A 26,594-nucleotide genomic window follows, 5' to 3' on the forward strand; every position below is an offset into this window, starting at 1 on the left:
CCCGTGAGCCGCAAGAAGGTCCGCGTCCTGATCGTCGACGACTCCGCCAGCGTCCGCCAAACCCTCACGGCCGTGCTTGAGGAAGACCCGGACATCGAGGTGATCGGTGCGGCGTCCGATCCCTTCTCCGCCGCCCGGTTCATCGCCAAGGACATCCCCGACGTCATCACCCTGGACGTCGAGATGCCGCGCATGGACGGCATCACCTTCCTGCGCAAACTCATGACGCAGCATCCCATTCCGGTCGTCATGTGCTCCTCGCTGACCGAGGAGGGTTCCGAGACCCTGATGCAGGCGCTGGAGGCCGGCGCCGTCGACGTCATCCTGAAGCCCAAGATCGGGGTCGCCGACCACCTGCAGGAGGCCAAGGGCCGGATCTGCGAGGCCGTGAAGGGCGCCGCCCAGGCCCGGCTCTCCGCTCGGACCCGCCCCCAGCCCTTCAGCCGCACGGTGGAGAAGAAGCTCACCGCCGACGCCATGCTGCCGCCGCCGCGCGAGGGCGCGCGCGCGATGGCCCGCACCACCGAGACGGTGATCTGCATCGGCGCCTCGACCGGCGGCACTGAGTCGCTGCGCGAGGTGCTCCAGGCCCTGCCCAGCAACGCGCCGGGCATCGTCATCGTCCAACACATGCCCGAGAAGTTCACCGCCGCCTTCGCGCGCCGGCTGAACGACCTCTGTGCGGTCGAGGTCAAGGAGGCGGCCGACGGCGACGCCGTCCTGCGCGGCCGCGTGCTGATCGCGCCGGGCAACATGCACACCCTGCTGGAGCGCTCGGGCGCCCGCTACCACGTCGCGGTCAAGAGCGGCCCGCTGGTCTCCCGCCACCGCCCATCGGTGGACGTGCTGTTCCGCTCCGCCGCGCGCGCCGCAGGCTCCAACGCCGTGGGCGTGATCATGACGGGCATGGGCGACGACGGGGCCCGAGGCCTTGATGAGATGAAGCAGGCCGGCGCCTATACGGTCGCCCAGGACGAGGCGACCTCGATCGTCTTCGGCATGCCCAAGGAGGCCATCGCCCGCGGCGCCGCCATGAAGGTCCTGCCCCTGGGCCGCATCGCCGCCGAGATCCTGCGCCTCGGCGCCATGGCGGCGTAGCGCCGAGCGCCTGCGGCGCGTCTCTACGTCGCCGGCGGCGCGTAGGCCGCGTGGACCTGGCGTTCGCGGGCCATGGTGTAGAGCCTGCCGATCTCGGCCATGACCTCGGCCAGGGCCGCGGTCGCCGCCGCGTCCAGGTCCTCGACCGCTCCGGGCTCGGCCGGGCGCAGGCCGTCGGCTGCGGCGGTCAGCACGCCGCTGACCTCGGCCTGGAAGTTCAGCCGCGCGGTGGCCTGGTTCAGGACCTGGATCACCGCGTCGCCCTGAGCCGCCATCCCGGCGAGCTCGGCGCCCACCTTGCTCTCGGCCTCGCGGATCGGCGCCGCGGCGGTCTCCAGCAGCGCGCCCACCGCGGCCGAGCCGCCGCCGGCGTCCGCTTCCGCCTCGAACCCGCCCCCCAGTTCCACGAGGATCGCCTCGGCCTGGCCTGCGGTGTCGCCCAGCACATCGGCGTACTGGCGCAGCTCCACGGCCACGACGCTCAGCGGCCGGCCGGCGTCGCCCAGGCGCCCGCACTTCAGGTTCGCGTTCAGCGCCATCGATTGGATCGAAGCCTTGATGGCGCGGATCGAATTGATCCGCTGGGCCAGGCCCACGGCGGTAGTCTCGGCGGTGCGCCCGACCTTCAGCGCCGCCGCCTCGGCCGCGCCCATCTCCTGCACCAGCGACATGGCCTCGCCCAGGCTGACCTCCAGCCGCGCGAGGTCGCCGGTCGTGTCGCCGCGACCGCCCGAGCCGCGCGCCGCCTCGCGGAGCTGCAGCAGCTTGCGGGCGTCGCCGGCCACGCCGGCCAGGCTCTGGGCGATCTTCTCGACCTCGCGGTCGAAGCTCTCGGCGGTGTCGTCCAACTGGGCGGCCAGCATCGCCAGCACCAGGGCGTCGGCGTCGGGGTTCGCCTCACCGGCGACGCGGCGGCGCTCCAGGATCTCGAGGCTGGTCTCGACGTGCTCCACCCGCTGGCGCGCGGTGTCGCCGATCTGCAGGCCGCACAGCGCCATGCCCACCTTGCCCTGCAGGCCGCGGGCGATGGCCCCGACCTCGGCCGCCACGGCGGCGACCCGCTTGTGGTGCTCGGCCAGGGTCACGGCGTCGGCGGCCAGCTGCAGCGGCACCGCCGGCAGCACCTCGGCGCAGCGGTCGTCGAGGTCGTTCTCGTGGTTCAGCGCCGCGCCGATCAGGGCGCCCAGGCTCTCCAGGTCGCGCCCGAACTCGTCCAGCTGGACGCGGCCTTCGGAGATGGCGTTGTAGATCTCCCGGGCGAATTCCTCGAACTCGACGAAGGCGCCCGGCACGGTGCCGGCGGTCACCTTGATGTTGACCGCGAAGACCCGCAGGTAGCGCAGCGCCTGCTGCATGTCGGCGATGTGGATCCCTAGCTGGCGGCTGGTGGCCGCCAGGCCGTGGCAGCGTTCGCGGTGGCCGGCGCGCGATCCGGCCAGGCCGCTCAGCTCGGCGGCGGCCGCGGACAGCTTCTCGGTGGCGCCGTCGACCGTCTCGGCGTTGAACAGGCTGGTGAGCTGGTCCAGCGATCCGATCAGGCCGCCTACGACCTCGACGGACTTTTCCAAGGTGACGCCGAGGTCCAGGAACTTGCCTTCGATGACACCGCGCGCGGCGGCCAGACGGCCGGCCACGCGGGCGAGCGGGGCCGCGTCGGCCACGTACGGGTGATCGGGGATTTCGGCTTCGGCATACTGGACGGCAAGGGACAAGGCGGCCAACTCTCTCAACGGTCCGGCAGCCTAGAGCGACAGGTCGGAATCTTCGGTGAATCGCCGTGGTTTATGGAGTCCGAAGCCAGTTTCCGTAGGAACAAGCCGAGGTTATCTCGCCCGGTCTTCTGAGCCGAGGGGCAGGAATGCCGTCGATCCAGGGTAATCCGAAGTCGTCGCCTGCGGCGAGACGCCGCAGAGCGAAGTTTCCAGGGCCTTGCACGGACGGCCGGGGCGGCGTTGCACGGCGTCGCCCTGAGGGGCGGGCCTGGACGCCTGCCGCAAGGGCGTCAGGATTCCTATGACGGCTGCGCCGGCGCCTACTCGAGGATCGCCACCGCCCGGATCCAGCCCGCCGAGGCGCCGGCGATCTTCACCGGGAAGCAGGAGAGGGTGAAGCCGGTGGCGGGCAGGGCCTCCAGGTTGGTCAGCTTCTCGATCTGGTAGTACTCGCGCAGGCGGCCGGCCTTGTGGCCTTCCCAGATGATCTTCGGGTCGTGCGTCTCGGCCCACTTCCGCGCCGTGTGCGAGAAGGGCGCGTCCCACGACCAGGCGTCGGTGCCCACCACCTTCACCCCGCGCTCGGTGAGGTAGAGGGTGGCTTCCTCGCCCATGCCGCAGCCCTTGTGGATATAGTCCGGGTCGCCGTAGGCGGCGCCCGCCGCGGTGTTCACCAGCACGATGTCCAGCGGCCGCAGGGCGTGGCCGATGCGGTCGAGCTCGGCCGCCACGTCGGCGGCGGTGGCGACATAGCCGTCCGCGAACCGGCGGAAGTCCAGCTTCACGCCCGGCTGCAGGAAGTACTCCAGGGGCCCCTGGTCGATGGTCGGCGCCGGCCGGATAGTCTCCGCCGCGTCCGTGGTCGAATGGAAATGCCACGGCGCGTCCATATGGGTCCCGTTGTGGGTGGAGAGCCGCACCTGCTCCACCGCCCAGCCTTCGCCGTCGGGCAGGTCCTCCGCTTTCAGGCCCGGAAAGAACGAGGCGATCTGACCCACCGTCTCCCTGTGCCGCGAATAGATCACCTGCGGGCGCATCACCTCGGGGTCCGAGATGATGTCGTTGGTGATCGGGATCGACAGGTCGACCAGCCTGCGCGCCATGGGCTTCCTCCGCATCCGCCTCTTCTTGACGTGCGGACTCTAGACCGCCGCGCGGACGGCGGAACCCCTCGCGCATTGTTTGTGCGCTGCAACATTTTTTTATCGGGCGATGGCCGGTGGCCGGAACCGGCGGTCGTACGAACAGGTTGAGGGTCTGTGTCGGATGGACCACGGAGCCGGGCTGGGCAATGACCTTGATCGCGCCGATACGTCATGCGCCGGTCGCTGCGCCTGAGACCGCGAGTCCGGCGCGGGTGGCGCTCAGCCGGCGCAAGCGGGCGTTCGATCTCGCGACCGCCGGCCTGGCCCTGCTGGCCTTCCTGCCGTTGCTGGTCCTGATCGGCACGGCGATCTGGATGGAGAGCGACGGACCGATCCTCTTCCGCCAGCAGCGCACCGGCCTGAACGGCCGACCATTCCGGATCTACAAGTTCCGCACCATGTTCGTGACGGAGGACGGCGCCGAGATCCGCCAGGCGGTCCGGGGCGACTCCCGGGTCACGCCGCTGGGCGGGCTCCTGCGCAAGCTCAGCCTGGATGAGCTGCCGCAGCTCCTCAACGTCCTGCGAGGCGAGATGTCGATCGTCGGGCCGCGGCCGCACGCCATCGCGCACGACATGGTGTGGGCCGACCGCGTGCCGAGCTACCTGGACCGGTTCCGCGCCCGGCCCGGCCTGACCGGCGCGGCCCAGGTCCATGGCTACCGCGGGGAGGTGGCGAACGACGAAGGCCTGCTCGCCCGCGTCGACGCCGACAACGCCTATATCGACAACTGGTCGTTCGGCCGCGACCTGACGCTGGTGGTCCGCACCGTGCCGCTGCTCCTGGGCGACGCGAAGGCCTTCTAGAAGACGACCTGGGCCGCCGAGACCGCCAACGCCAGCAGCACCAGCGAGGCGACCATGAAGACCGCCCAGCGCAGCATGATCACGTTGCTCGTCGCCTGCACCAGGCTGTGGATCACCCGCAGGCCCACATAGCCCCAGGCCAGCCCGGCGTTCAGCCCATCGCCATGGCCCGCCACGGCCAGGGTCAGGGCGATGGCGTAGAACAGCGTCGGCTGCTCCATCAGGTGGTTGTAGTTGTCGGCCTTCCAGCGCACCGGTGGCGGCAGCCGCCCCGACAGCTCGGCGGTGGTCAGGCTGGGATCCAGAGCCACCTTGGCCTTCCGCATCGCCGGGATTCGGGTGGCGTAGAGCCAGGCCCACATCACCATCGACCACAGGACGAGGACGACGACGGGCTGAAGGATTGCGCTGGGCATCTGGAACCTCCCCGATTCTGATCTTGAACCGATTGGAGACCGCGCAAAGCTGCGCCGTAAAGGCCAGATACCTTGACGAATCCTGCCATCGGCCCGCGGATGCGGGCTGGGAGCAGCCCCTGGACCTCGCCGTCTTCTTTGCCGTGCTGGCCGCCGCCCTGATGCACGCGAGCTGGAACGCGGTCGTGCGCGTGGGCCTGGACCGCTTCAACTCGATCCTGCTGCTATCGATGACCCAGAGCGCGCTGGCGCTCGCGCTGCTGCCGTTCGTGCCGGTCCCAGCGGCGGCGTCGTGGCCCTGGGCGGCCGCGGCGGCCCTGCTGCATACAGGCTACAAGCTGTTCCTCATCCGCGCCTACCAGCACGGCGACCTCTCGCAGATCTATCCCCTCGCCCGGGGCGCGGCCCCGCCGATCGTGGCGGTGGGCGGCGTGATCCTACTGGGCGAACATCTGCCGCCGACGGGCTGGGCGGCGGTCGCGCTGATCGCGGGCGGCGTGGCCCTGATGGCCGCCCGCGGCGGTTCGGGAACCACGCGGCTCTCAGGCCAAGCCCTGGGCTATGCGCTGGCCACCGCGGGGTTCGTGGCCGGCTACACCCTGGTGGACGGGCAGGGCGCGCGGCTGGCCGGGTCAGCCACCGCCTTCGCCATGTGGATGTTCGTCGGCGATGGTCTGGTCATGCTCGCCTATGCGATGGTGACCCGCGGGCCGAAGGCGCCGCTGGCGGTCGCCTCGTCCTGGCGCACCGGCCTGCCGGCGGGTGCGCTGTCGCTGGGTTCGTACTGGATCGCGCTGTGGGCCTTCACCCGCGCTCCGGTGGCCCTGGTCGCCGCGCTGCGAGAGACCAGCGTGCTCTTCGCCATGCTGATCGGCGTGCTCGTGCTGAAGGAGCGGGCCGGCCGCTGGCGCTGGCTCGCCGCCCTGGGCATCGGGGCGGGCGTCATGGCCATGCGGCTCTAAGCGGCCATTGACGGGGGCGGCCAAGCGCCGCTTAAGGGCGCGTGTCTCCGCCGCCCGCCCATACGCCGGCCAACCAGGTCGTCCTCGGCATCGCCTTCCGCGTCGCCGCGATGGCCTGCATGGCCTGTCTTTCGGCGATCGTGAAGTGGACCGGCTCGCGCGGGATCCCGGTCTTCGAGATCATCCTCTTCCGCAACCTGTTCGCCTTCGTACCGCTCGGCCTCTACATCGCCCGGACCACCGGGTGGGAGGTGCTGAAGACGCAGCGGCCGTTCGGGCACCTGGCCCGCGCCACCGTGGGCCTCGCCGGCATGGTCTGCGGGTTCTCGGCGGTCCAGCACCTGCCGCTGACCGAGGCGACGGCGCTTCAGTTCACCTCGCCGCTGTTCATGACCGCGCTGTCTGCCCTGCTGTTGTCGGAGAAGGTCGGCCGCCACCGGTGGGGGGCGGTGATTGTCGGGTTCCTGGGCGTGCTGATCATGGCCCGCCCGCTGCCGGGCCATATGAACGTGATCGGCGTCACGCTCGGAATCCTCAGCGCCCTGGGCGCGGCCGGCGCCATGGTGGCGATCCGCCAGATCGCCGACACCGAGCGGGGGCCGACGATCGTCTTCTACTTCACCCTGGGGGGCGTCGTGCTGGGCGCCGCCGGGTCGATCTTTCACTGGGTGACGCCCGATCCCTCGACCCTGGCCCTGCTGATCCTGGCTGGCCTGATCGGCGGGGTCGGGCAACTCTTCCTCACGGAGGCGCTGCGCCAGGCTCCCATCGGGGTGATCGCGCCGTTCGACTACACCCAGTTGATCTGGGCCGGCGTGCTCGGCCTGGTGATCTGGGGGGAACTGCCCCATCCGCTAACCCTGGTCGGCGCCGTCGTGGTCGCCGCCAGCGGCGTCTACATCCTGCACCGGGAGCTGCGCCGGTTCCGCAGGCCCGAGGCCTCACCCCGGAATTGACACAACGGCGTTACAGGCGGACTCTTGTTCCGTTCAGGTCCTGGAGCGCTCCGATGCTCAAGACGGCTCACCTTCTCGCCCTCGCCGCCGGCGTGGGTCTCCTCGGCGTCGCCGGCGCCTCGCAGGCGGCGGTCACCGTCCTCGGCGGCGGCATGGCCCGCCAGTGCTCGGCCGCTGCGCTCGGCGGTGAATCGGACGCCAAGTTCGAGGACATCTGCAGCCAGGCCCTCGACAGCGAGATCCTCAGCCTGCGCGACCGGGCCGGCACCTATGTGAACCGGGGCATCCTGAAGCTGCGGCGCAAGGCCTTCGCGACCGCCCAGTTCGACTTCAACCGCGCCATCCAGACACAGCCCGACATGGGCGAGGCCTATGTGAACAGAGGCGCCGCCGCCGTCGGCGCGCGCCGCTACTCGGAAGGCCTCGCCGACCTCAACAAGGCGCTGGAGCTGGGCCTCGAAGAGCCCGAAAAGGCCTATTATAACCGCGCCCTGGCCTATGAGGGTCTCGACAACATGAAGGCCGCCTATTTCGACTACCGGAAGGCCGTCGAGCTGAAGCCCGAGTGGGAGCAGCCGAAGCAGGAATTGGCCCGCTTCACCGTGGAACGCCGCTAGGCTTGTGGCCGTTGGACACCCATATGGTGTCTCATGCGCACGCTCATCGCTCTTAGCGTTCTCACCCTCGCCGGCGCCGCGCCGGCGTTCGCCCAGGTGAACCAGTTCCAGCTGGACGACCTGCGCGCCCAGCAGCAGGCGGCGGAGCGACGATCCATCGACCAGGCCAACCAGATCCAGGCCCTGGAAGCCCGCCTGCGCGCCGATCAGGCCAGCGCCGACATGGCCGCCCAGCGCGCCGGCGTCTACGTGCCCCGGCTTCCCGCCGTCGATCCGACCGTCAAGGGCGCGTCGGCGGCGCCTCCGAAATATCCGACCATGCCGGACTCCGTCCTGGCCGACTCCAACAAGCGCGTCCAGGACGCCGCCCGGAACCGTCGCTGACATGCGCTGGCAGGGGGGTGAGGGCGGTGGCAACATCGAGGACCGCCGCGGCATGGGCGCGGTCGGGGTCGGCGGCCTTGGCGTCGGCGGCGTGGTCCTGGCCCTGGTGGGCTACTTCTTCTTCGGCATCGACCCGTCGACCACCATGGGGGTCGTGAACGGGGCCGCTCCGCAGGTCCAGCAGGAAGGGGTCCGCGGGACGCCCGCCGACGAGGCCGGCCGCTTCGTCGACGTGGTCGGCCACAACGTCGACCAGGTCTGGGAAAGCCAGATGCGCGGCTATCGTCCCCCGGACGCCATCGTGATCTACGACCAGGCCACGGGCACCGGCTGCGGCATGGGCCAGTCGGCGATGGGGCCGTTCTATTGCCCGGCCGACCGCAAGGTCTATCTGGACCTGTCGTTCTGGCAGGAGCTGGAGACCAAGTTCGGGGCCGGCGGCGAGGCGGCGCGCGCCTACGTCATCGCCCACGAGATCGGCCACCACGTCCAGAACCTGACCGGCGCCAGCGAGCAGGCGCAGCGGATGGGGGCGAAGGGCGCCGAGAGCGGCTCGGTCCGCCTTGAGCTGCAGGCCGATTGCTACGCGGGCGTCTGGGCCGCCCACGCCTCGGCCGTCTCCAATGGCCAGGTCTCGCTCGATCCGCGCGATATCGAGGACGGCCTGCGCGCCGCTTCGGCGGTGGGCGACGACACCCTGCAGAGGAAGAGCCAGGGCCAGGTGATGCCCGACGCCTTCACCCATGGCTCGTCCGAACAGCGCATGCGCTGGTTCCGCAAGGGCGCGGAGACCGGCAATCCGGAGGCGTGCGATACGTTTGGGACGAACCGGCTCTAAGCCGGAACGTGCGGTAGCGGCTCCCAGCGCAGGCATACGGCGACGCAGCGGCGCGCCAGCAGGTCGCCCGGATCGATCAGCTCCAGCTTCACGTCCTCGTCCTCCAGCACAAGCGGAACCTCGGTGCAGCCGGCGATCAGCACCTCGGCGCCCAGCTTGCGCAGCTCCTCGGCGTAGCCCTGCATCTCGCGGGTGACGTCCTCGCCCAGGTCGCCGGACTTGATCCGGTAGAGCGTGACCATGAACGCCTCCTGGCGTTCGGGCGGCAGGCTGACCAGGCTCATGGCCCGGGCGGCCAGGTACTCGCGATAGAGCTTCAGCGCTCCCTTGGTGCCCAGAACGCCGGCCCGCATGGCGCCTCCGCTCGCGGCCGCCTCGGCGCCCAGGTCGATCATGTCGATCAGCGGCAGGCCCGAGGCCCGCTGGATCAGGTCGGCGTGGGCGTGGGCTGTATTGCAGGGCATGGCCAGCACCTCCGCCCCGGCCCCGTGCAGGGCGCCCGCCATCTCGGCCAGCACCGCGCCGGCGCCCGAGCCCGGCACGTTGCGGTCCGGCGCCTTGGGGTTGATGTCGGCGATGACCCGGAGATGGTCCTGGTCCTTCTCGGCCGGGGTGTAGGCTTGCAGACGCGCCAGGAACTCGACCGTCGCGGCCGGTCCCATCCCGCCCAGGACGCCGAGCGTCAGGGGCTCGGCGGTCACAGCTTGCCCTCCAGCTCTCCCTGGTAGCCGAACAGGCCCTGCGCGCCGCCAGTGTGCAGGAACACCACGGTCTCGCCGTCGAAGTCGCCGCGGTTGGCCAGGGCGATCAGGCCCTTCATCGCCTTGCCGGTGTAGACGGGGTCCAGGAGGATCGCGTCGGTCCGGGCGATGGTCTTCAGCGCCTCGATGACGGCGTCGTCGATCAGGCCATAGCCGGCGCCGACGAAGTCGCAGTCGGCCACCACCAGGTCGCGGGTCACCCGGTCCTCGTGGCCCAGCAGGGCGGCGGTCTCGCGGGCCAGCTTGTAGACATTGGCCTCCTGCGCCTCCTTCGGCGCGCGCACGCCGATGCCCAGCACCGGGATGTCCGCGCCCATCACCGCCAGGCCGGCCACCAGGCCCGCGTGGGTGCCGGCGCTGCCGGTGGCGGTGACGATGCGGTCGATCTCCAGCCCCGCCTCGTTGGCCTGGGCCACCAGCTCGAAGGCGCACTCGACGTAGCCGAGCGCCCCGATGCTGTTCGAGCCGCCGCCGGGGATGACGTAGGGCCGGCCGCCGGCGTCGGCCACTTCGGCCGCCACTTCCGCCAACTGCTGGTTCATGTCGGTCCCGCCCGGCACGCGGCGGATCTTCGCGCCCAGCAGCTCGTCCAGCAGGACGTTGCCCGAGCGGGTGTAGTCCACGGCCTCCGAGCCGGTGCGCTCCTCAAGGATGATCTCGCACTTCATGCCGAACTTCGCGGCCGCGGCGGCCGTTTGGCGCACGTGGTTCGACTGGACCGCGCCCTGGGTCACCAGGGTGTCGGCGTCGTTGGCGAGGGCGTCGCCCAGCAGGTATTCCAGCTTGCGGGTCTTGTTGCCGCCGCCGGCCAACCCGGTGCAGTCGTCCCGCTTGATCCAGAGGGCCGGCCCGCCGCCGCCTGGCCGCACCAGGTACTCCGTCAGTCCGGGCAGGGGCTCGAACGGCGTGGGCAGGTGCGCGAAGCGGACGGGGTTGAAGCGGGCGAGATGCATGCCCGTCCTGCTAGACCCGAACGGCTATGGCTTCAACTTCCGCGGCAGCGCGGCCACCTCTTCGGGACTCATCTTCACGATCGAGTCGACGATGCAATGGCTGGGGAAGCCACCCCGGGAGATCGCGATATCCATGTCGATCGGCTTGCAGATGATCGACGAGCCGGGCGGCTGGCGCGTGATGATCGGGTCGGACGAGATGGCGCCGGCCAGGCAACCGCCCTTCATGGTCACCCGGTAGGTGTCCTTGCCGCCAACGTCGATCAGCAAGGTGTTCTTGTCGGCGATGGTGTGGTTGCGGATGTCGCTGCTGCGGAAGCACTGGCCGCTGGGCAGGCCCGTGCCCGACGGCGGGGCCGCCGTCGTCAGGGCGGGGGGCTTGGCCGCGAGGGCCGCCGTGGACAGGGCGACGGCGGACAGGGCGGCTGCGCTGGCAGTCAGGGCGATGATCGCCAGTTTCATCGGCGGTTCTCCTTGCTCGTCCCCGCGACATGATACGCGCAGCGGAGCTGTACGTCTTCGCATTTGAAGCTGGCGGCCGTCTGACAACAGGCTTACTTTGGCGCCATCCTCGGGGGGCCGCGCTGGAGCGGCTGAGAGGTGGGTGAGCCCACGACCCGTCGAACCTGATCCGGGTCATGCCGGCGAAGGGAAGGGCCTATCCACCCCGCCTGACGCCCGTGATCCGTCCATATTTGAGGACGCGCCCCGATGAACAAGCCCACCGGCAAGCTTGCCGCCGCCGCCATCCCCACCGGCGAACGCCCGGGCTCGAAGAAGGTCTACCAGCCCGGCGTGGCGTGGCCCGACATCCGCGTGCCGTTCCGCGAGGTGGCCGTCCATCCCAGCGCCAACGAACCGGCGCTGACGCTCTACGACCCGTCCGGCCCCTACACCGACCCCACCGTCAGCATCGACATCGAGAAGGGCCTGCAGAAGACCCGCGAGCCCTGGGTCGTCAGCCGCGGCGACATCGAGCTCGTCGAAAACCCCCGTGCGGTGAAGCCCGAGGACAACGGCTTCGCCAAGGGCCAGCACCTCGCGCCCGAGTTCACCGCGCCCCGCCGGGTCTACCGCGCCAAGGCCGGCGCCAACGTCACGCAGCTGGAATACGCGCGCCGGGGGATCATCACGCCCGAGATGGAATACGTGGCCATCCGCGAGAACCTGCGCCGCAAGGAGACCGACGCCTTCATCCGCGACGGGGAGGACTTCGGCGCCGAGATCCCGGACTTCTGCACCCCGGAGTTCGTGCGCGACGAGATCGCCCGCGGCCGCGCCATCATCCCGGCCAATATCAATCACACCGAGCTCGAGCCGATGATCATCGGCCGCAACTTCCTGGTGAAGATCAACGCCAATATCGGCAACTCGGCGGTTCTCAGCCACGTCTCCGACGAGGTGGACAAGATGGTCTGGTCGATCCGCTGCGGCGCCGACACCGTCATGGACCTGTCGACCGGCCGCAACATCCACAACATCCGCGACTGGATCGTCCGCAACAGCCCCGTGCCCATCGGCACGGTGCCGATCTACCAGGCGCTGGAGAAGGTGAACGGCGTCGCCGAGGACCTGACCTGGGAGGTCTTCCGCGACACCCTGATCGAACAGGCCGAGCAGGGCGTGGACTATTTCACCATCCACGCCGGCGTGCGGCTGGCCTACGTGCCGCTGACCGCCAGCCGCGTCACCGGCATCGTCAGTCGTGGCGGCTCGATCATGGCCAAGTGGTGCCTCAGCCACCACAAGGAGAACTTCCTCTACGAGCATTTCGAGGACATCTGCGAGATCATGAAGGCGTACGACGTCTCGTTCTCGCTGGGCGACGGCCTGCGTCCGGGCTGCATCGCCGACGCCAACGACGCGGCCCAGTTCGGCGAGCTGGAGACCTTGGGCGAGCTCACCCAGATCGCCTGGAAGCACAATGTCCAGGTGATGATCGAGGGGCCCGGCCACGTGCCGATGCACAAGATCAAGGCCAACATGGACAAGCAGCTCAAGGTCTGCGGCGAGGCGCCTTTCTACACGCTGGGCCCGTTGACCACGGACGTGGCCCCTGGATACGACCACATCACCAGCGCCATCGGGGCCGCGATGATCGGCTGGTTCGGCACGGCGATGCTCTGCTACGTCACGCCCAAGGAACACCTGGGCCTGCCGAACCGCGAGGACGTGAAGGTCGGCGTGATGACCTACAAGCTGGCCGCCCACGCCGCCGACCTGGCCAAGGGGCATCCGACCGCCCGGGCCTGGGACGACGCCATCTCGCGGGCCAGGTTCGAGTTCCGCTGGGAGGACCAGTTCAACCTGGGCATCGATCCCGAAACGGCGCGTGAATACCACGACGAAAGCCTGCCGAAGGAGGCGTTCAAGACCGCGCACTTCTGCTCCATGTGCGGTCCGAAGTTCTGCTCGATGAAGATCAGCCAGGATATCCGCGACGCGGCGCGGGGCCAGAACGACGTCGACACCGGCATGGCCGAGATGTCGAAGAAGTTCCGCGAGGCCGGCGGCGAGATCCTGGTGCCCGTGACGCCGGCGGAGTAGCGCCGAAAAGAATCTTCGCGCCGGCCTGACCCGTCACGCTGGCGGTCGGCGCCTTACCCCTTGGGACGCTTGAAACGTCCGATGCAAAGGGGTGCCTTGTGATGAAGACGATGTTTGCCGCCGCGGCCGCCGTGGCGCTGCTCTCGGTCGCGACCTCCGCCGGCGCGGTGGCGACCGATCTCTCCACCTGGACCCGCGAGGGAACGGGCGGCACGTGGGTTCTCGCCGGGGACAACAACTCGGTCACCCAGACGGTGAACGGCGCTCCCACGGTCTTCTACAGCGACTTCAACGCCATTGGCCGTTCGCTGTCGGGCACGATCCGCGTCAACGGGTCGAGCGACGATGACTTCATCGGCTTCGTGGTGGGCTTCAATCCCGGCGAGCTCGGCGGACCCAGCGACTTCCTGCTGATCGACTGGAAGCAGCTCAGCCAGAGCTTCCATGGCTTCGCCCCCGTCGGGCTGGCGGTCTCGCAGGTGACCAATGGACTGGCCGACAACGCCGGCGCCTGGGCCCACAACAGCCTCGGCGTCACCGAGCTCGCCCGCGGCGCCACCCTGGGCAGCACCGGCTGGGCGGATTTCACCACCTACACCTTCGACATCGAATACACCGCCACCAACCTCAAGGTGGCCGTGAACGGGGTGACCCAGTTCGACCTCGACGGGACCTTCGGCGACGGACGGTTCGGCTTCTACAACTACTCCCAGGCCAACGTGACCTACGCCGGAATCGAGGACAGGATCCTTCCGCCGACAGGTGGGGTCCCGGAACCCGGCGCCTGGGTGATGATGATCCTGGGCTTCGGCGCGGCGGGGACGATGATCCGCCGCCGCGCGGTCATCGCCTGACCGCTTGGCTAGGCCAGGGCCGCCCGGCGCCGCATCATGGCGCCGGCGGCGGCGAAGCCCAGGATCATCAGCGCCCAGGCTGACGGTTCCGGCGCCGCGCCGGCCTCGAAGACACGCGCGCTCGTGATCGTGCCGCGGATGTCATAGGCCTGATCGTAGCCGCGTCCGGCGTTCTGCACCTGCCGCAGGAAGCTCGCCGTGCCATAGGCGCCGGCGGACGCCGGGTTCCAGGCTTCGCCCATGTCGAACGGGATCAGGGTCGGCGAGGTGAAGCTCGCCGTGGCCGAGTGGTAGTCATATGCCGTGCCGCCGACCGGCGACGGCACGTACCGCCCGCCCACTCCGCTCATGTAGAGCGAGCCCATGGGGGCGCCGGGGCTGCTGACGCGCTCGGTGTTCCCGTAGGTGGTGGCGTCGGTCTTGTAGTCCTGAAGATCCTGCTGGCCGTTGATCTCGATCAGGGCCGAGAGGATCGGCGAGGCGCCGTCGTAGCCCGCGCGGATGTAGTCGAAATAGCCGCTGCAGCACGGGTTGTAGATCGACGTGGCGCCGAGGCTCGGGTCGAAGGTGAAGGTGGCCGTGTAGGTCATCCCCACCAGGTTCGCCGATCCGAAGGTCATGTCCGAGGTCGACTGGGTGACCACGCCCTGGAAGGTGGCCACCATCAGGGCCGCCTGGGCCGATCCGGCCGCGCCGGACAACGCGACGATCGCCGCGCCGGCGGCCAGAAAACGCTTGAGACGCATCACAGGAACTCCCCCAAAAAGGCCGCCGCGTCGGAACGCTCGCGGCGGTCCGGACAGGCTGGGGGCTCGGAGACCCTATCGCAGCCCCCGAATGGGGGTGCGATTTGATGGCGATCTCCCGCGACAGGCGAAGCCGGGGCGTACACTTCGCCCCTCGGGCGAATGCGACGGTCCTACAGCGGCCCCTTGAGGCCCCGGCGTGGCGGGTCGCAGGCGCCGGCCATCCAGCCCAGCATCTCTCCCAGCGCCGCTTCGCGGTCATGGCCGGTCAGCTTTCCGGCCCTGTCCAGGTCGCGGTAGATGTCGCGGGCTTCGCTCCAAGTCGTGCAGGCTCGACCGTATTCGCCGCCGTTGTAGTAGACGCCGCCGACGCTCTTCAGGGTGGCGGCCATGCTGCGGCGGGTTCCCGGCGCGTTGTCCGACTGGCTCACGATCTGGCGGTGCGCGGCCAGCACCTCGTCGGCCATGGCGTAGCTCTCCGCGAACCGACTGAGGTCGGCCAGCACCATGGCGCGCACCTCGCCCACGACCGCGAAGAGGCCGGTCGCGCCGCGGTCCGCCGGGTCCCGCGCCCGCATCTGACGCGTGATCGCCACGGCCCGGTCCACCGAGGCGTAGGCTTCGGCGTCGCGGTCCAGAGAGCTCAGCACGGCCGCCCGGTACCAGAGCGAGATGGCCAGCTTGCGAAGGATTTCCGGGGAGTCCGGCTCCCGCTTCGCCAACACCTCGTTGATGGCCACCGCCTGGTCCACGGCCGGCAGCGCCTCGGCGTCGTGGCCCAGCTCATGATGGGCCTCGGCCCGAAGGCGGAGGATGGCGGAGCGGGCCTTCATCACGCCGGTCTCGTCGCGTAGCGCCGGCGGCAGGCCGGCGATGAACGCCTCGGCGCGCCGGAAGGGCTCCAGGCTCTTTGCGTAGGCGCCGTCCCAGCCGTGGGAGTCGCCCTCGGCCTGGATCGCCGTGGCATAGATGCGCGCGACCTCGGCGTCGCTGGCCGCGATCGGCCGCAGGATCTGCTGGACCTCGATCGTCTGCTGCCGGGCCAGCGCGATCTCGCTGTTGTTGTAGAGGTTCACCCCGGCCTGTTCGAGCAGCAGGTCGGCCATCGCGCGGCGCACCTTGGGATCGCCCGGCGCCTCGGCGTAGGCGCGGCGCAGCACCGTCTCGGCCTTCTTGAGCAGGACGTTGGCGTCGGCGGTCTTGCCGAGCTGGCTCTGCTGGCCGCTGCCGGTGACCTGCGCCAGCCGTACATAGCCGCGCCCCGCCTCCACCCGTACGTCGAGGGGCGCGTCGGGGTCGGCCGTCAGGGCGTCCAGATAGGTCAGGCCTGTCCGCGCCAGCACGTCGCGCGCCTTGGTCGAGCCCGAGACCTTGCTGACCTCGTTGTAGACGTCGAACAGCATGGTGGTGGCGATCCGGCGGGTCTGCTGGAACCGCGCCTCGGCCTCGGCCCGCGCCGCCTCGGCCCGGGCGTTGGCGACGAGGGTGACCGCCAGGGCGGCGACCAGCAGCGCGCCCGCCGTCATCGCCCCGCCCACCGCCAACCTATGGCGGCGGACGAACTTGCCGAAGACATAGCGCCGGCCCCGGTCCATCGCCGCCACTGGGAACCCGGCCCGGTAGGCGGCCACGTCGGCGCGCAAGGCCTCGACGGTGGAATAGCGTGCGGCCGGATCCTCCGCGGTCGCCCGCCGCACGATGGCGGTCAGTTCGGCGTCGGGCGGATCGCCCCCCGCCAGCCAGGCCAGCACCTGGCCCAGGGAATAGATGTCGGACAGGGTCGTGGACGGCGCGCCGGAGATCCGCTCAGGCGCGGCGAAACCAGGGGTGTGCAGGCCCCCCTTGCCCGCGGCTGCGCGCGCGTCTCCACCGGTATCGGTCGCCGGTGAGGAGATCCCGAAGTCGATCAGCTTCGGGCGCCGCGACGTGTCCACCAGGATGTTGGCGAGCGTGATGTCGCCATGCACCACCAGGTTCTGATGGGCGAAGGCCACGGCCGCGGCCGCCGCCAGGAACAGGTCCAGCCGGGCGTCACGCGACGGCGCCTCCGCCTCGCGCCAGTCCGCGAGCGGCCGGCCCTCGACGAACTCCATGACGATGTAGGGCTCGCCGGCCGGCGTTTCGCCGCCGTCGAACAGCCGGGCGATGTTGGGATGCGCGAGCCGGGCGAGGGTCTGCCGCTCGCGGCGGAAGCGTTCGATCAGCGCGCCGGACAGCGCGCCCGGCCGGATCACCTTGATCGCCACCGTGTGCTCGAAATCGCCGGCCGCGCGCTCGCCGCGATAGACGGCTCCCATCCCGCCCTGGCCGATCAGGCCGGTGATGCGGTACGCGCCGATCCGCTCGGGTGGGGGGCCGTCACCGGCCTTCGCCTGCGCGCCGCCGGTGGCGAACGCCACGGCCGCGTCCGCCCCTCCGCCCAGCAGCGCCGCGGCCCGCTCGCGCACCGCCGCCGGCGCCTTCTGTTCCGCAATCCATGCCGCCCGGGCGTCCGAAGGTTGCGCCATCGCCTGCTCCAGCAGGTCGAGTGCGCGCGCCTCGTTGGAGCGGCTAACCATGCTGCGGCTGCAGCGCCTCGTAGAGCCAGAGCCTCGCCGCCTGCCACCGCCGCTTCACCGTCGATTCCGACAGCTCCAGCACCACGGCGATGTCGGCGATCTCCATGCCGCCGAAGTAGCGCATCTCGACGATGTCGGCCCGCTCTCGGTCGATCTTCGCCAGGCGTTCCAGGGCCTCGTTGACCTCCTCCAGGTCGGCGTTGCCGACGTCGGGGATATTGGTGCGCAGCTCAACCTTCTGGTGCTGGCGCTTGTTGCGGCTCTTGGCGCGCACATGCTCCACCAGGGCCCGACGCATCATCACCGAGGTCAGGGCCATGAAGTGGGCGCGGTCCTGCCAGTCGATCTGCTCCAGCACGATCAGCTTCAGGATGGTCTCGTGAACCAGGTCGCCGACCGACAGCGAGACGTTCCGCTCGCCCCGCAGCATGGCCGCCGCGCTCTGCGTCAGGGCGCCGTAGAGGATGTCGAACAGGCGGTCGCGGGCGGATCGGTCGCCGCGCCGCCAGGCGGCCAGCAACACGCGTACTTCGTCGTTGTCAGCCCGCCCCAACATGGCCGCGATAGTGAGAACGCGTTACGCCGCTGGCAAGCGCGCGCACGTCTTGAGAGAAAAATCTTCCGGCGGTGGCCCGTGGCGCCTCGTTTCGACGCCTATGCCTGATGAGCGGGCCCCGTGTCGGTCCGTTCTCATCGGGCGCCGCCCGGTCCGAGCGGACCGTGTCTCCGCGAAAGGCCGGCGGCGTCCGATCCAGTCGGCGGCTGGCGTTTAGTCCTCGGCCTTCACCGGCGCGCCCTTCGGCGGCCAGACGCGGACGGCGACGGCGATGGTCACCGAGCCCAGCACGGCGGCGCCGGCCCCGGCCCACTGGACCGCGTTCATGCCGATGGCGGCGTAGTGGCCGGTCATGGCGCCCGACAGGAAGACGAGACAGGCCGAACCCCACTCGATCAGGTCTTTTCTCGTGATGTCGAAAGTCATGCGTCGGCTCCGGCGGAGGGCGGTTTTGGCGTCGAGCCAAGATCGCCCCTGGTGGATGCCAAAACCTTACCTGCGGGGCGATGCGACACTGTTGCGCAGGGGCGCGATCTATTCGCTCCTGAGCGCCGGCGCCGGTCTTTTGGACAGCGCCTGGAACGAGGCGAGCAGGCCGCCCACGCCGGCAAGGCCCGACGCCGCGGCGAGCAGGGCCGCCACGCCGCCCCAGTCCACGCTCCACTTCGCCTCGAACACCTGGGTCACCACCGGCCAGGCCGCCGCATAGCCCAGGCCCACCCCCGCGGCGCCGGCGATCAGTCCCACCAGGCCGTATTCGATCACATAGGCCGACAGCACCTGGACGCGGCTGGCGCCGAGCACCTTCAGGATCGCGGCTTCCCGCGTCCGCTCCTGGGCCCGCGCCGCGATGGCGCCGGCCAGCACCAGCAGCGCCGCCATCAGGGCCACGGCCGCCGCGCCGCGCACGGCCAGCGCCACCCGGTCGAACATTTCGGTGGCGGCTTCCAACTGCTCGCGCACCGAGATGACGTTCACCTCGGGAAAGTCGGCGCCCAGGGCGCGGACGATCCGCCGCTCCTCGGCCAGGCTGGCCTTGGCGATGGCCACGTGCCGCGGCGTGGCGCCTTCCAGGGCGTTGGGCGTCAGCACCAGGGGGAAGCCGGCGCCGAAGCTGCCGAAGTCCACGCGCCGGATGGCGGCCACCCTCGCATCGATCTCGGCGCCCAGCACCGAGAGCTTGATCACGTCGCCGATCTTCAGGGCGCCGCCCTCGGCCGGGTCGCGAGAGACGGCGACCAGCGGCGGGCCCGCATAGTTCGCAGGCCACCACTTGCCCTGGAACACGCCCGAGTTCGGCGGCTCCGGCCCCAGCGCCGACAGGCTGACGTCGTTGTCGTAGGCCCAGCGTGCGCCAGCCGGGATCTTGTCGATGTCCACCGGCACGCCGCGGACGGCCAGGATGCGGCCGGTGAAGAACGGGGCGCGCAGATAGGTGTCCTGGTCCGGCGTGCGACCGAACGCGCGGGCCACCTCGGCGTCGAAGGCCGCGACCCGTTCGCCGGGGATTTCGGTGAAGATCAGGGCCGGGGCGGTCTGGGGCGCCACGACGGAGATCTGCCGCAGCAGGCTGGACTGGATCAGCACCACGGCGGCCAGCAGGGCCACGCCCAGACCGATGGCGGGCGCCGCCGTCCGCGCCGCCGAGCGGGGGCCGGCCAGGTTGGCGAGCGCGATCCGCACCGCGCCGCGCGTGCCGCCGCGCAGCCGGCCGGCCAGCTTCGCCGCGCCCCAGCCGAACGCCCACAGGACGGCGAAGGCCGCCGCGACGCCAGCGATCATGATGCTGGCCGCCAGCGGGGTGGGCGCCGTGACGATCGCCAGCCCGCCGAGGCCCAGCGCCGCTAGGATCGCACCGGCCAGCTCGGGTCCGAAGCTCAGGCGTCCCGACAGGTCGCTGCGGAACAGGCTGGCCGGCGGCGTGGTCCTGGCCCGCGCCAGGGGCGCCAGCGAGAACGCCGCCGCCGACAGCAGCCCGAAGGCCGCGGCGCGGGCCAGGGGCCACGGATAGATCGCGAACAGCGCCGGCACGGGCAGCTCGTCCTGGATCACGGCGCCCAGGATCAGCGGCGTCGCCGCGCCCGCCACCAGGCCGATCGCGATCCCGGCCAGCGCCAGCAGGCCGATCTGGGCGATATACATGTCGCGGATCAGGCCGCTCTCGGCGCCCAGCGCCTTGAGTGTCGCGATGGCCGGCTTGCGGCCGTCCACATAGGCGCTCACCGCCCCGAACACCCCCAGCCCGCCGGCCACCAGCGAGGCCAGGCCGATGAAGCCCAGGAAGTACTCCAGTTGGTCGATCACCCGGCTCACGCCTGGCGCGGCGTCGTTGCGGTCGCGGATGCGGAAGAAGCCCTTCATGCTGGCGCGGACCTCCGCCTTGGCCTGGGCCAGCGGCAGGTCGGGCCGCAGCGAGATCCGCACCGTTTCGCCGAACGGCAGGCCGGGCTGCAGGAAGCCGCCCTGTTCCAGCGCGCCGACCCGGGTCAGCACCCGCGGGCCCAGCGAGAAGCCCCGTGACAGCCGGTCGGGCTCCTGCTCCAGCACCGCCCCAACCCGCATCGGCACATTGCCAACCAGGAAGCGGTCGCCCACCTTGATGTGCAGGCGGTCCAGCAGCGCCTGTTCCACCACCGCCCCCCAGACGCCATCCCGAGGCGCGAGCGCCGCGGCCAGCGACGCCGCGCCGCGGATCGTCACCTCGCCCGCCAGCGGGTAGGCCTGGTCCACCCCGCGCAGCTCCACCAGCCGCCGCTCGCCGCTGGGCGCCTCGGCCATCGCCTGGGAGGCGGCGGCGTAGGTCGTCTTCCCGAGCTTGTTCAGCCAGCCGCGCTCGACCGGCGTGAACCGACGCTGGCTGGCCGAGACGGCCATGTCGCCGCCCAGGATCTCGCGGGCCTGGGTGGCCAAGCCTTGCCGGAACGCCTCCGCGGTCGAACTGGCCGCGGCGATCGCCGCCACGCCCAGCGCCAGGCAGGCTAGGAAGATGCGGAAGCCCTTGACCCCGCTCCGGAGTTCGCGCGCCGCGAAGCGCAGCCACAGGGGGATCACGCCGCCTCCACGGGCCGGCCATCGCGAAGCGTCACGACCCGCTGCGCGCGCGCCGCCAACGCCGGGTCGTGGGTGACCAGCAGCAGCGCAGCCCCAGTGTGCTCCACCAGCTCGAACAGCAGGCCGGCGACGTGGCGGGCGTTGCTGGAGTCGAGATTGCCGGTGGGCTCGTCGGCGAACAGCAGGGCGGGCGAGGGGGCCAGCGCGCGGGCCAGGGCCACCCGCTGCTGCTCGCCGCCCGAGAGCTGGTGCGGATAGTGCCGCGCCCGGGCGGCCAGGCCCACGCGGTCCAGCCAGGCGCGCGCCTCGGCCATGGCGTCGGGCCGACGCGCGATCTCCATCGGCGCGGCCACGTTCTCCTCGGCCGTCATGTTGGGCAGCAGGTGGAAGGACTGGAAGACCAGGCTGACCCTGCCGCGCCGCAGCTTCGCCCGACCGTCCTCGTCCAGCTTCCCCAGGTCGCGGCCGAACAGGGTGACCTTGCCGGCGCTGGGCCGCTCCAGGCCGGCCGCCACTGCGATCAGCGACGACTTGCCCGACCCCGACGGCCCCACCAGCGCCACACGTTCGCCATCGGCCAGGGTCAGATCGAGATTGCGCAGGATCTCGACGGGTCCTGCCGCGGACGGCAACGTCAGGCCCACATCCTCGAGGACCAGCGGCGGCGTATCGTTCAAGCAAGACCCCAACAGTTGAGCGGCGGACCCGTTCTCTTACATAGGACGTTCATGGCCGAGCCAAGACCTACCCGCCGCGCGCTCATCGCATTGCCCCTGGTGTTCGCCGCCGGGCCGGCGCTCGCGGCGCGCGCCAAGGTGGTGACCGTGCTGGGCGACAGCATCACCGCCGGCTACGGCCTGCCCGCCGCCGCGGCCCTGCCGGCCCAGCTGCAGCTCGCCCTGCGCAAGCTGGGCGTCGACGCCCTGGTCCGCGCCGCCGGGGTCAGCGGAGACACCACCGCCGGCGGCCTCTCCCGCGTGGACTTCAGCGTGCGCAAGGACACCGACCTGACCGTCGTCGCCCTGGGCGCCAACGACCTGCTCCAGGGCCAGGACCCCAGGCGCACCCGCGCCAACCTGGATGGCATCATCCGGAAGCTGCAGGCCCGCCGCATCGGCGTGGTGCTGGCGGGCATCATGGCGCCGGTGGAGATCGGCGGCGGCTACGCCCGCGACTTCAATGCGGTCTTTCCGGCGCTGGCCCGGGCCCACCGCGTGCCGCTGTATCCCAACCTGCTGGACGGCGTCGCCCGGCAGCGCGCCCTGAACCAGCCGGACGGCATCCACCCCAACGCCCAAGGCGCCCGGATCATCGCCGCGCGCCTGGCCCCCACCGTCGCGAAAGCCCTGGCCGCGCGGGGTTAGGGCGACGGCTATCCGACCGACCTGCGCACGGTGCGGCTGAGGTCGTCGATCGTGACCGGCTTGCGCAGCACCACCGCGTCGGGGATCTGATCCAGGGCCAGCGAGTCCGCATAGCCGCTGCAGAACACGATCGGCAGGTGCGGGTGGCGCGCGCGCATGCGGTGAGCCACTTCCGCGCCCGTCATCCCCGGCATGGCGTAGTCCAGCACCACGGCGTCGGGCGGGTCGGCGTCCACCATGGCCAGGCCCGAGGCTCCGTTGGAGGCGCTGCGCACCGCGAAGCCCTCGCTGTAAAGCCCGTCGCAGAGGATCTGGCGCACCTGGTCGTCGTCGTCGATCACCACCACGCTCAGGCCGTGGCCCGGGGGCGCGGTGGGCGGCGCGGCGCGGGCCGGCGGCTCGGCGGCGGGGGCCTCGGCCCGGGGCAGGACGATGCGCACGGTCGTGCCGGCGCCGGGCGTGCTCTCGATCTGACAGGTTCCGCCGCACTGCCGGGCGAACGCCGCCACCTGGGCCAGGCCCAGGCCCGAGCCCTGGTGGGCCTTGGTGGTGAAGAACGGCTCGGTGGCTCGGGCCAGAACCTCCGGCGACATCCCCGTTCCGGCGTCGTTGACTTCGATCGTGACCGCCTCGGTGTCCGAACGGGTCCGCAACCGGATCGCACCGCCGTCCGGCATGGCGTCGCGGGCGTTGACCACCAGGTTCAACACCGCCAGTTCGAGCTGCGTGGTGTCGCTGTTCGACCACACGGGCCCGGCCGCCAGGTCCATCTCCAGGACGAACTCCGCGCTCAGCGCGTGGCGCAGCAGGCCGTCGCTGCTCCGCAGGGTCGCGTCCACGTCCACCGCCCGCAGGTTCAGGCGCTGGGTGCGCGAGAAGGCCAGCAGATGGCCCGCCACCTTGGCCCCGCGATGCGCGGCCTCCAGGGCGGTGTCGACGAAGCGCCGGTGCGGCTCGGTCTCGTCGATCGTCCGCTGCAGCAGTTCCAGGTAGCCGATGATCGGGGTCAGCAGGTTGTTGAAGTCGTGCGCCACGCCGCCGGTCAGCCGTCCGATCGCCTCGACCTTCTGCGCCTGCATCAGCGCCTGCTCGGCCAGCACACGTTCGGCGGCCTGGCGGTCCACCTCCTCCAGGGCCTGCTCCAGCTCGGCGGTCCGCGCGCGCAGGCCCTGCTCCAGCCTGGCGTTCTCGCGCCGCAGTTCGCGCACCGTGAGCGCCCGCGAGATGACCGGCAGCAGGGTGCTGAGCCGCAGCGGCTTCAGCACATAGTCCATCGCGCCTTCGCGCATCGCCTCCACCGCCGAGGTGATGCTGCCCTCGCCGGTCATGATCACCACCGCCAGGTCGGGATCGCGGGCGCGCAGCTCGTGCATCAGCGTCATGCCGCCGATGCCCGGCATGACCAGGTCGGTCAGCAGCAGGTCGAAGGCGTCGCGCTGGAACGCCGCCAGCGCCGCCGTGGGGTCGGTGAAGCCCGCCACCTCGTAGCCTTGGCCGCTGAGTGTCGACTGGAGGGCCTCCAGGTTCGCCGCCTCGTCGTCGACGATCATCAGCCGTGGCGGGCCGCCATCCGCCGGGGCGTCGAGGCGGCTCATTCCGCGGCCCTTCGCTGGTGGCGGGCCAACGCGGCGCGGACGTCCCGCAGCTTCGGCGGCTTGCTCAGCACCATGTCGATGTTGGGGATGCCCTCGACGCCCGACAGCATCCCCTGGCCCCAGCCGGTCAGCAGGATCACCGGCGTCTCGGGCGAGGTCGACTTGATCGCGGCGGCCACCTGGCGGCCGTTGATGTACGGCATCCCCAGGTCGGTGATCACCGCGTCGAACGGGAAGCCGTCCTGGCCGGCCACGAAGGCGTCGATCCCGGCCTGGCCGTCGTTGGCGGGGGTGATCAGGTGCCCGTCGTTGCCCAGGGCGTCGCTCAGCGCCTTCAGCAGCACCGGGTCGTCGTCCACCAGCAGCAGGCGCATGGGCGAGGGCGCCTCGAGCTCCGCACCCTTCGCGGCGCTGCGCGTCGCGGCCGGGAAGATCAGCGAGAACGTCGTGCCCTGGCCCGGCGCCGACTGCACGTCCACCTCCGCGCCGTGCCGCTGGGCCACGCCATAGACCATGGCCAGGCCCAGGCCGGTGCCCCGCTCGCCCTTGGTGGTGAAGAACGGCTCCATGCAACGCCGCCGGGCCTCCGCGTCCATGCCCACGCCGCTGTCGGCCACGTCGATCCGGACCCAGCCGGGCTCGTCGGTCGGGGCGGTCCGCAGGCTCAGCGTCCCGCCTTCCGGCATGGCGTCGATGGCGTTGAACACCAGGTTGGTCAGGGCCTCGCGGATCTCGCTCTCGGCGCCCAGCACCAGCGGCATGTCCTGGGCGAGGTCGGTCTCGACGGTCACCACGGCGCCGCGCTGCATCGACATGTCGGCCCACCGCGGGCGGGTCAGGTCCACGACCTGGCGGGCCAGCTCGTTGAGCTGCAGCGGCGCGCCGGGAAGCTGCGGTTCGCGCTGGCGGTAGAATTCCCGCATCCGGCCGATCGTGTGGCCCACGTCCTCGACCGCGCGGCGGATCACCTCGAGCTGGTTGCGGCCGGCGGGGCTCAGCCCCTTCTCGGTCTCCAGCATCGCCTCGGTGTAGAGCGCCACTGGCGACAGGGCGTTGTTGATGTCGTGGGCGATGCCGCTGGCCATCTGGCCCAGCGCCCGCAGCCGCTCCTGCTGCATCACCGACTGCTGGGTCTGCCGAAGGTCGTCGTAGGCCGCCTGCAGGGCGTCGTAGAGCTCCACCTGGTGGGCGGCCAGGGCGACATGTTCGCTGAGCTGGCGCAGGAACTCGCAGTCCGCGCTCGCGAAGGCGTCGGGCGCCAGGCGCGCGGCGATGAAGCAGCCGAAGACCTTGCTCTCCATCTGCAGCGGGGCGGCCGCCAGCGACCGCAGCCCCGCCAGGGCAAGCTGGGCCTGGAACGACGCCTCGATGGCGGAGATGTCGGGCTCGTACAGCACCGCGCCCTGGACGCACTCGGTGAAGTGGTTCGCATCCACGTCGAAGACCATCGGATCCGGAGCGGCCAGCGACAGGCCCAGCTCCCGGCTCTTCGCCCCCACGGCGGCGACCGTGAGGGTCCGGGCGGCGGCGTCGTAGGTGCAGAGGCAGGCGAAGTCGACGGGCAGCTGTTCCTCCACGCTGCGCACCGCAACCTGGTAGATGCTGTCCAGGTCCTGGCGGTCGCCGATCGCACGGGTGATCTGGTGCAACAGGCTGAGCCGCGCCACCTGCTCCAGCGCCTTGGCGTCCGCCCGGCGGCGCTCGGAGCTCTCGCGGTCCAGGTGCTCGTGGGCCGACAGCAGCTCGCTGGTGCGCTGGGCCACCTGCCGGTCCAGGTCGGCGTTCAGGGCGGCCAGGGCGGTCTCGGCGCCGATGCGGTCGCGCATGTCCTCCGAGGCCATCTTCATGACCCACAGCAGCAGCACCAAGTAGGCCGCGATCTTCCCGACGTGGGCGATCATGGACTGGCTGTCTGAAGGCGCCTGGGAATAGAGCATCGCCAGATGGCCGAGGAAGAGGACGCCGCTTGCCGCCGCGATCGGCAAGGTCAGCCGATGGCGGTTGCGAAGCCGCCAGGCCCACATCCCCACGACCAGCCAGAGTAGAGGCGCCCCGAAGAGCGCCGGCCGCGTCATCCCCAGGAAACCGGGGGGCGAATACGGGGAGACCTGTTGGAACAGCAGGAAGAGCAATCCGGCCAGGGCCACGGTCGCCGCGGCGAAGCCCCCGATCCCGCCACGATCGCGCGAAAGCCGCCATAGGGCGCCGCCGACCGCGATGGGCAGCAGATAGGCCGAGGGAGACCAGGTCGCGGGGCGCAGCACGCTGCGCGCATTGGCCAGCGGTGTCAGCACGCCGCCCCAGTCGATGCTGACCAGCACGTGGGTCATGTCGAGCGCGAACGTCAAGCCGAGTCCGACCGACAGCCACTTCACGAAGGCGCTCTTGGTGCGCGCGCCCATGTCCCAGAGCAGCAGCGCCAGCACGCCCGACAGCACCGCCACCCCGGCGTCCAGGATCGTGTGGAGCTCGGCATAGTTGGCGGTGGTCATCGCAAGCACCAGCGCGCCGGCCGCGGCAAGCAGCAGGACGACGGCGGCTGCGCGCGGCAGCCCGCTGGCCCTCGTCAACGCGGTCATCAAAACGACCCTCGGCCCACACACGGTCAACGCGACCGCAACGCCTTGGTGCAATCAGACAGTGTGAGAACTCCTATCTCAAGCAATAAGCTGTGC

At 70.9% G+C, this 26,594-nt stretch carries 24 protein-coding genes and 1 riboswitch; of the genes, 10 read left to right on the top strand and 14 right to left on the bottom strand.

Features of this window, described 5'->3' with window-relative positions; translation table 11 throughout:
• Positions 1-3: 3 nt before the first annotated feature.
• The gene (locus EPO51_RS10605; protein ID WP_293349827.1) at positions 4-1,098 is read left to right on the top strand and encodes a protein-glutamate methylesterase/protein-glutamine glutaminase; all 1,095 of its coding nucleotides are present in this window, start codon (positions 4-6) and stop codon (positions 1,096-1,098) included.
• A 23-nt stretch (positions 1,099-1,121) separates the two neighbouring features.
• Here EPO51_RS10605 and EPO51_RS10610 read toward each other — a convergent pair whose 3' ends face one another.
• Together EPO51_RS10610 and EPO51_RS10615 are read right to left on the bottom strand one after the other, a co-directional pair.
• Positions 1,122-2,810 carry a hypothetical protein gene (locus EPO51_RS10610; RefSeq protein ID WP_293349830.1) on the bottom strand — a complete coding sequence of 563 codons (1,689 nt, stop codon included), beginning with the start codon at positions 2,808-2,810 and terminating at the stop codon, positions 1,122-1,124.
• A 320-nt stretch (positions 2,811-3,130) separates the two neighbouring features.
• Complete coding sequence (locus EPO51_RS10615) at positions 3,131-3,913, bottom strand: cyclase family protein (protein ID WP_293349832.1); 783 nt, start codon at positions 3,911-3,913, stop codon at positions 3,131-3,133.
• 188 nt (positions 3,914-4,101) lie between these two features.
• Between EPO51_RS10615 and EPO51_RS10620 the strand changes: the two genes are divergently transcribed.
• Positions 4,102-4,761 (top strand): sugar transferase, encoded by a 660-nt coding sequence (locus EPO51_RS10620; protein ID WP_293349835.1) that lies wholly within the window; start codon positions 4,102-4,104, stop codon positions 4,759-4,761.
• On the opposite strand, the gene EPO51_RS10625 is transcribed toward EPO51_RS10620, so the two are convergent.
• Positions 4,758-5,177, bottom strand: coding sequence for an MAPEG family protein (locus EPO51_RS10625; RefSeq protein WP_293349838.1), 420 nt, complete (start codon positions 5,175-5,177; stop codon positions 4,758-4,760). The genes EPO51_RS10620 and EPO51_RS10625 overlap by 4 nt on opposite strands.
• Positions 5,178-5,200: 23 nt before the next feature.
• On the opposite strand from EPO51_RS10625, the gene EPO51_RS10630 reads away from it, so the two are divergent.
• The 5 genes from EPO51_RS10630 to ypfJ are packed head-to-tail and all read left to right on the top strand — an operon-like array spanning position 5,201 to position 8,934.
• The gene (locus tag EPO51_RS10630; RefSeq protein WP_293349841.1) at positions 5,201-6,139 is read left to right on the top strand and encodes an EamA family transporter; all 939 of its coding nucleotides are present in this window, start codon (positions 5,201-5,203) and stop codon (positions 6,137-6,139) included.
• A 41-nt stretch (positions 6,140-6,180) separates the two neighbouring features.
• Positions 6,181-7,095 carry a DMT family transporter gene (locus EPO51_RS10635; protein WP_293349844.1) on the top strand — a complete coding sequence of 305 codons (915 nt, stop codon included), beginning with the start codon at positions 6,181-6,183 and terminating at the stop codon, positions 7,093-7,095.
• Between the two features lie 53 nt (positions 7,096-7,148).
• A complete protein-coding gene (locus EPO51_RS10640; protein ID WP_293349847.1) occupies positions 7,149-7,712 on the top strand; it encodes a tetratricopeptide repeat protein in 564 nt (187 codons plus the stop codon).
• A 33-nt stretch (positions 7,713-7,745) separates the two neighbouring features.
• A complete protein-coding gene (locus EPO51_RS10645; protein WP_293349850.1) occupies positions 7,746-8,096 on the top strand; it encodes a hypothetical protein in 351 nt (116 codons plus the stop codon).
• A gap of 1 nt (position 8,097) precedes the next feature.
• Positions 8,098-8,934: a KPN_02809 family neutral zinc metallopeptidase gene (gene ypfJ, locus EPO51_RS10650; protein ID WP_293349853.1), complete on the top strand. Its 837-nt coding sequence runs from the start codon at positions 8,098-8,100 to the stop codon at positions 8,932-8,934.
• On the opposite strand, the gene cuyB is transcribed toward ypfJ, so the two are convergent.
• Genes cuyB through EPO51_RS10665 form a run of 3 tightly spaced genes read right to left on the bottom strand, consistent with a single transcriptional unit; the run spans position 8,931 to position 11,110 of the window.
• Complete coding sequence (gene cuyB, locus EPO51_RS10655) at positions 8,931-9,635, bottom strand: cysteate racemase (RefSeq protein WP_293349856.1); 705 nt, start codon at positions 9,633-9,635, stop codon at positions 8,931-8,933. The genes ypfJ and cuyB overlap by 4 nt on opposite strands.
• A complete protein-coding gene (gene cuyA / locus EPO51_RS10660) occupies positions 9,632-10,648 on the bottom strand; it encodes a D-cysteate sulfo-lyase (RefSeq protein WP_293349859.1) in 1,017 nt (338 codons plus the stop codon). The genes cuyB and cuyA overlap by 4 nt, the downstream gene beginning before the upstream one ends.
• Before the next feature lie 24 nt (positions 10,649-10,672).
• Positions 10,673-11,110 (bottom strand): DUF6491 family protein, encoded by a 438-nt coding sequence (locus EPO51_RS10665; RefSeq protein WP_293349862.1) that lies wholly within the window; start codon positions 11,108-11,110, stop codon positions 10,673-10,675.
• A gap of 100 nt (positions 11,111-11,210) precedes the next feature.
• Positions 11,211-11,318: riboswitch (TPP riboswitch) on the top strand.
• A 41-nt stretch (positions 11,319-11,359) separates the two neighbouring features.
• On the opposite strand from EPO51_RS10665, the gene thiC reads away from it, so the two are divergent.
• A complete protein-coding gene (gene thiC / locus EPO51_RS10670; RefSeq protein ID WP_293349865.1) occupies positions 11,360-13,195 on the top strand; it encodes a phosphomethylpyrimidine synthase ThiC in 1,836 nt (611 codons plus the stop codon).
• A 101-nt stretch (positions 13,196-13,296) separates the two neighbouring features.
• Entirely contained in the window at positions 13,297-14,049 is a 753-nt protein-coding gene (locus EPO51_RS10675; RefSeq protein ID WP_293349868.1) for a PEPxxWA-CTERM sorting domain-containing protein, read from the top strand.
• Between the two features lie 8 nt (positions 14,050-14,057).
• Here the strand turns inward: EPO51_RS10675 and EPO51_RS10680 are convergent, their stop codons facing one another.
• The 6 genes from EPO51_RS10680 to EPO51_RS10705 all read right to left on the bottom strand — a co-directional run bounded on the left by EPO51_RS10680 (position 14,058) and on the right by EPO51_RS10705 (position 21,637).
• Positions 14,058-14,795, bottom strand: a complete 738-nt coding sequence (locus EPO51_RS10680) for a PEPxxWA-CTERM sorting domain-containing protein (protein WP_293349871.1) — start codon at positions 14,793-14,795, stop codon at positions 14,058-14,060.
• A 173-nt stretch (positions 14,796-14,968) separates the two neighbouring features.
• Positions 14,969-17,353: a serine/threonine-protein kinase gene (locus tag EPO51_RS10685; protein ID WP_293349874.1), complete on the bottom strand. Its 2,385-nt coding sequence runs from the start codon at positions 17,351-17,353 to the stop codon at positions 14,969-14,971.
• Positions 17,346-17,876: an ECF-type sigma factor gene (locus EPO51_RS10690; protein ID WP_293349877.1), complete on the bottom strand. Its 531-nt coding sequence runs from the start codon at positions 17,874-17,876 to the stop codon at positions 17,346-17,348. The genes EPO51_RS10685 and EPO51_RS10690 overlap by 8 nt, the downstream gene beginning before the upstream one ends.
• A 246-nt stretch (positions 17,877-18,122) precedes the next feature.
• Positions 18,123-18,335 (bottom strand): hypothetical protein, encoded by a 213-nt coding sequence (locus EPO51_RS10695; protein ID WP_293349880.1) that lies wholly within the window; start codon positions 18,333-18,335, stop codon positions 18,123-18,125.
• Between the two features lie 108 nt (positions 18,336-18,443).
• Positions 18,444-20,960 carry an ABC transporter permease gene (locus EPO51_RS10700; RefSeq protein ID WP_293349883.1) on the bottom strand — a complete coding sequence of 839 codons (2,517 nt, stop codon included), beginning with the start codon at positions 20,958-20,960 and terminating at the stop codon, positions 18,444-18,446.
• Positions 20,957-21,637: an ABC transporter ATP-binding protein gene (locus tag EPO51_RS10705; RefSeq protein WP_293349886.1), complete on the bottom strand. Its 681-nt coding sequence runs from the start codon at positions 21,635-21,637 to the stop codon at positions 20,957-20,959. The genes EPO51_RS10700 and EPO51_RS10705 overlap by 4 nt, the downstream gene beginning before the upstream one ends.
• 51 nt (positions 21,638-21,688) lie before the next feature.
• On the opposite strand from EPO51_RS10705, the gene EPO51_RS10710 reads away from it, so the two are divergent.
• The gene (locus tag EPO51_RS10710) at positions 21,689-22,324 is read left to right on the top strand and encodes an arylesterase (RefSeq protein ID WP_293349889.1); all 636 of its coding nucleotides are present in this window, start codon (positions 21,689-21,691) and stop codon (positions 22,322-22,324) included.
• 8 nt (positions 22,325-22,332) lie between these two features.
• Here EPO51_RS10710 and EPO51_RS10715 read toward each other — a convergent pair whose 3' ends face one another.
• Positions 22,333-23,919: a response regulator gene (locus EPO51_RS10715; protein ID WP_293349892.1), complete on the bottom strand. Its 1,587-nt coding sequence runs from the start codon at positions 23,917-23,919 to the stop codon at positions 22,333-22,335.
• Entirely contained in the window at positions 23,916-26,498 is a 2,583-nt protein-coding gene (locus EPO51_RS10720) for an ATP-binding protein (RefSeq protein WP_293349895.1), read from the bottom strand. Before EPO51_RS10720 ends, EPO51_RS10715 begins: the two co-directional genes overlap by 4 nt.
• Positions 26,499-26,594: the final 96 nt, after the last annotated feature.

It is taken from the genome of Phenylobacterium sp. (genome assembly GCF_004297125.1).
Classification (GTDB): domain Bacteria; phylum Pseudomonadota; class Alphaproteobacteria; order Caulobacterales; family Caulobacteraceae; genus Phenylobacterium.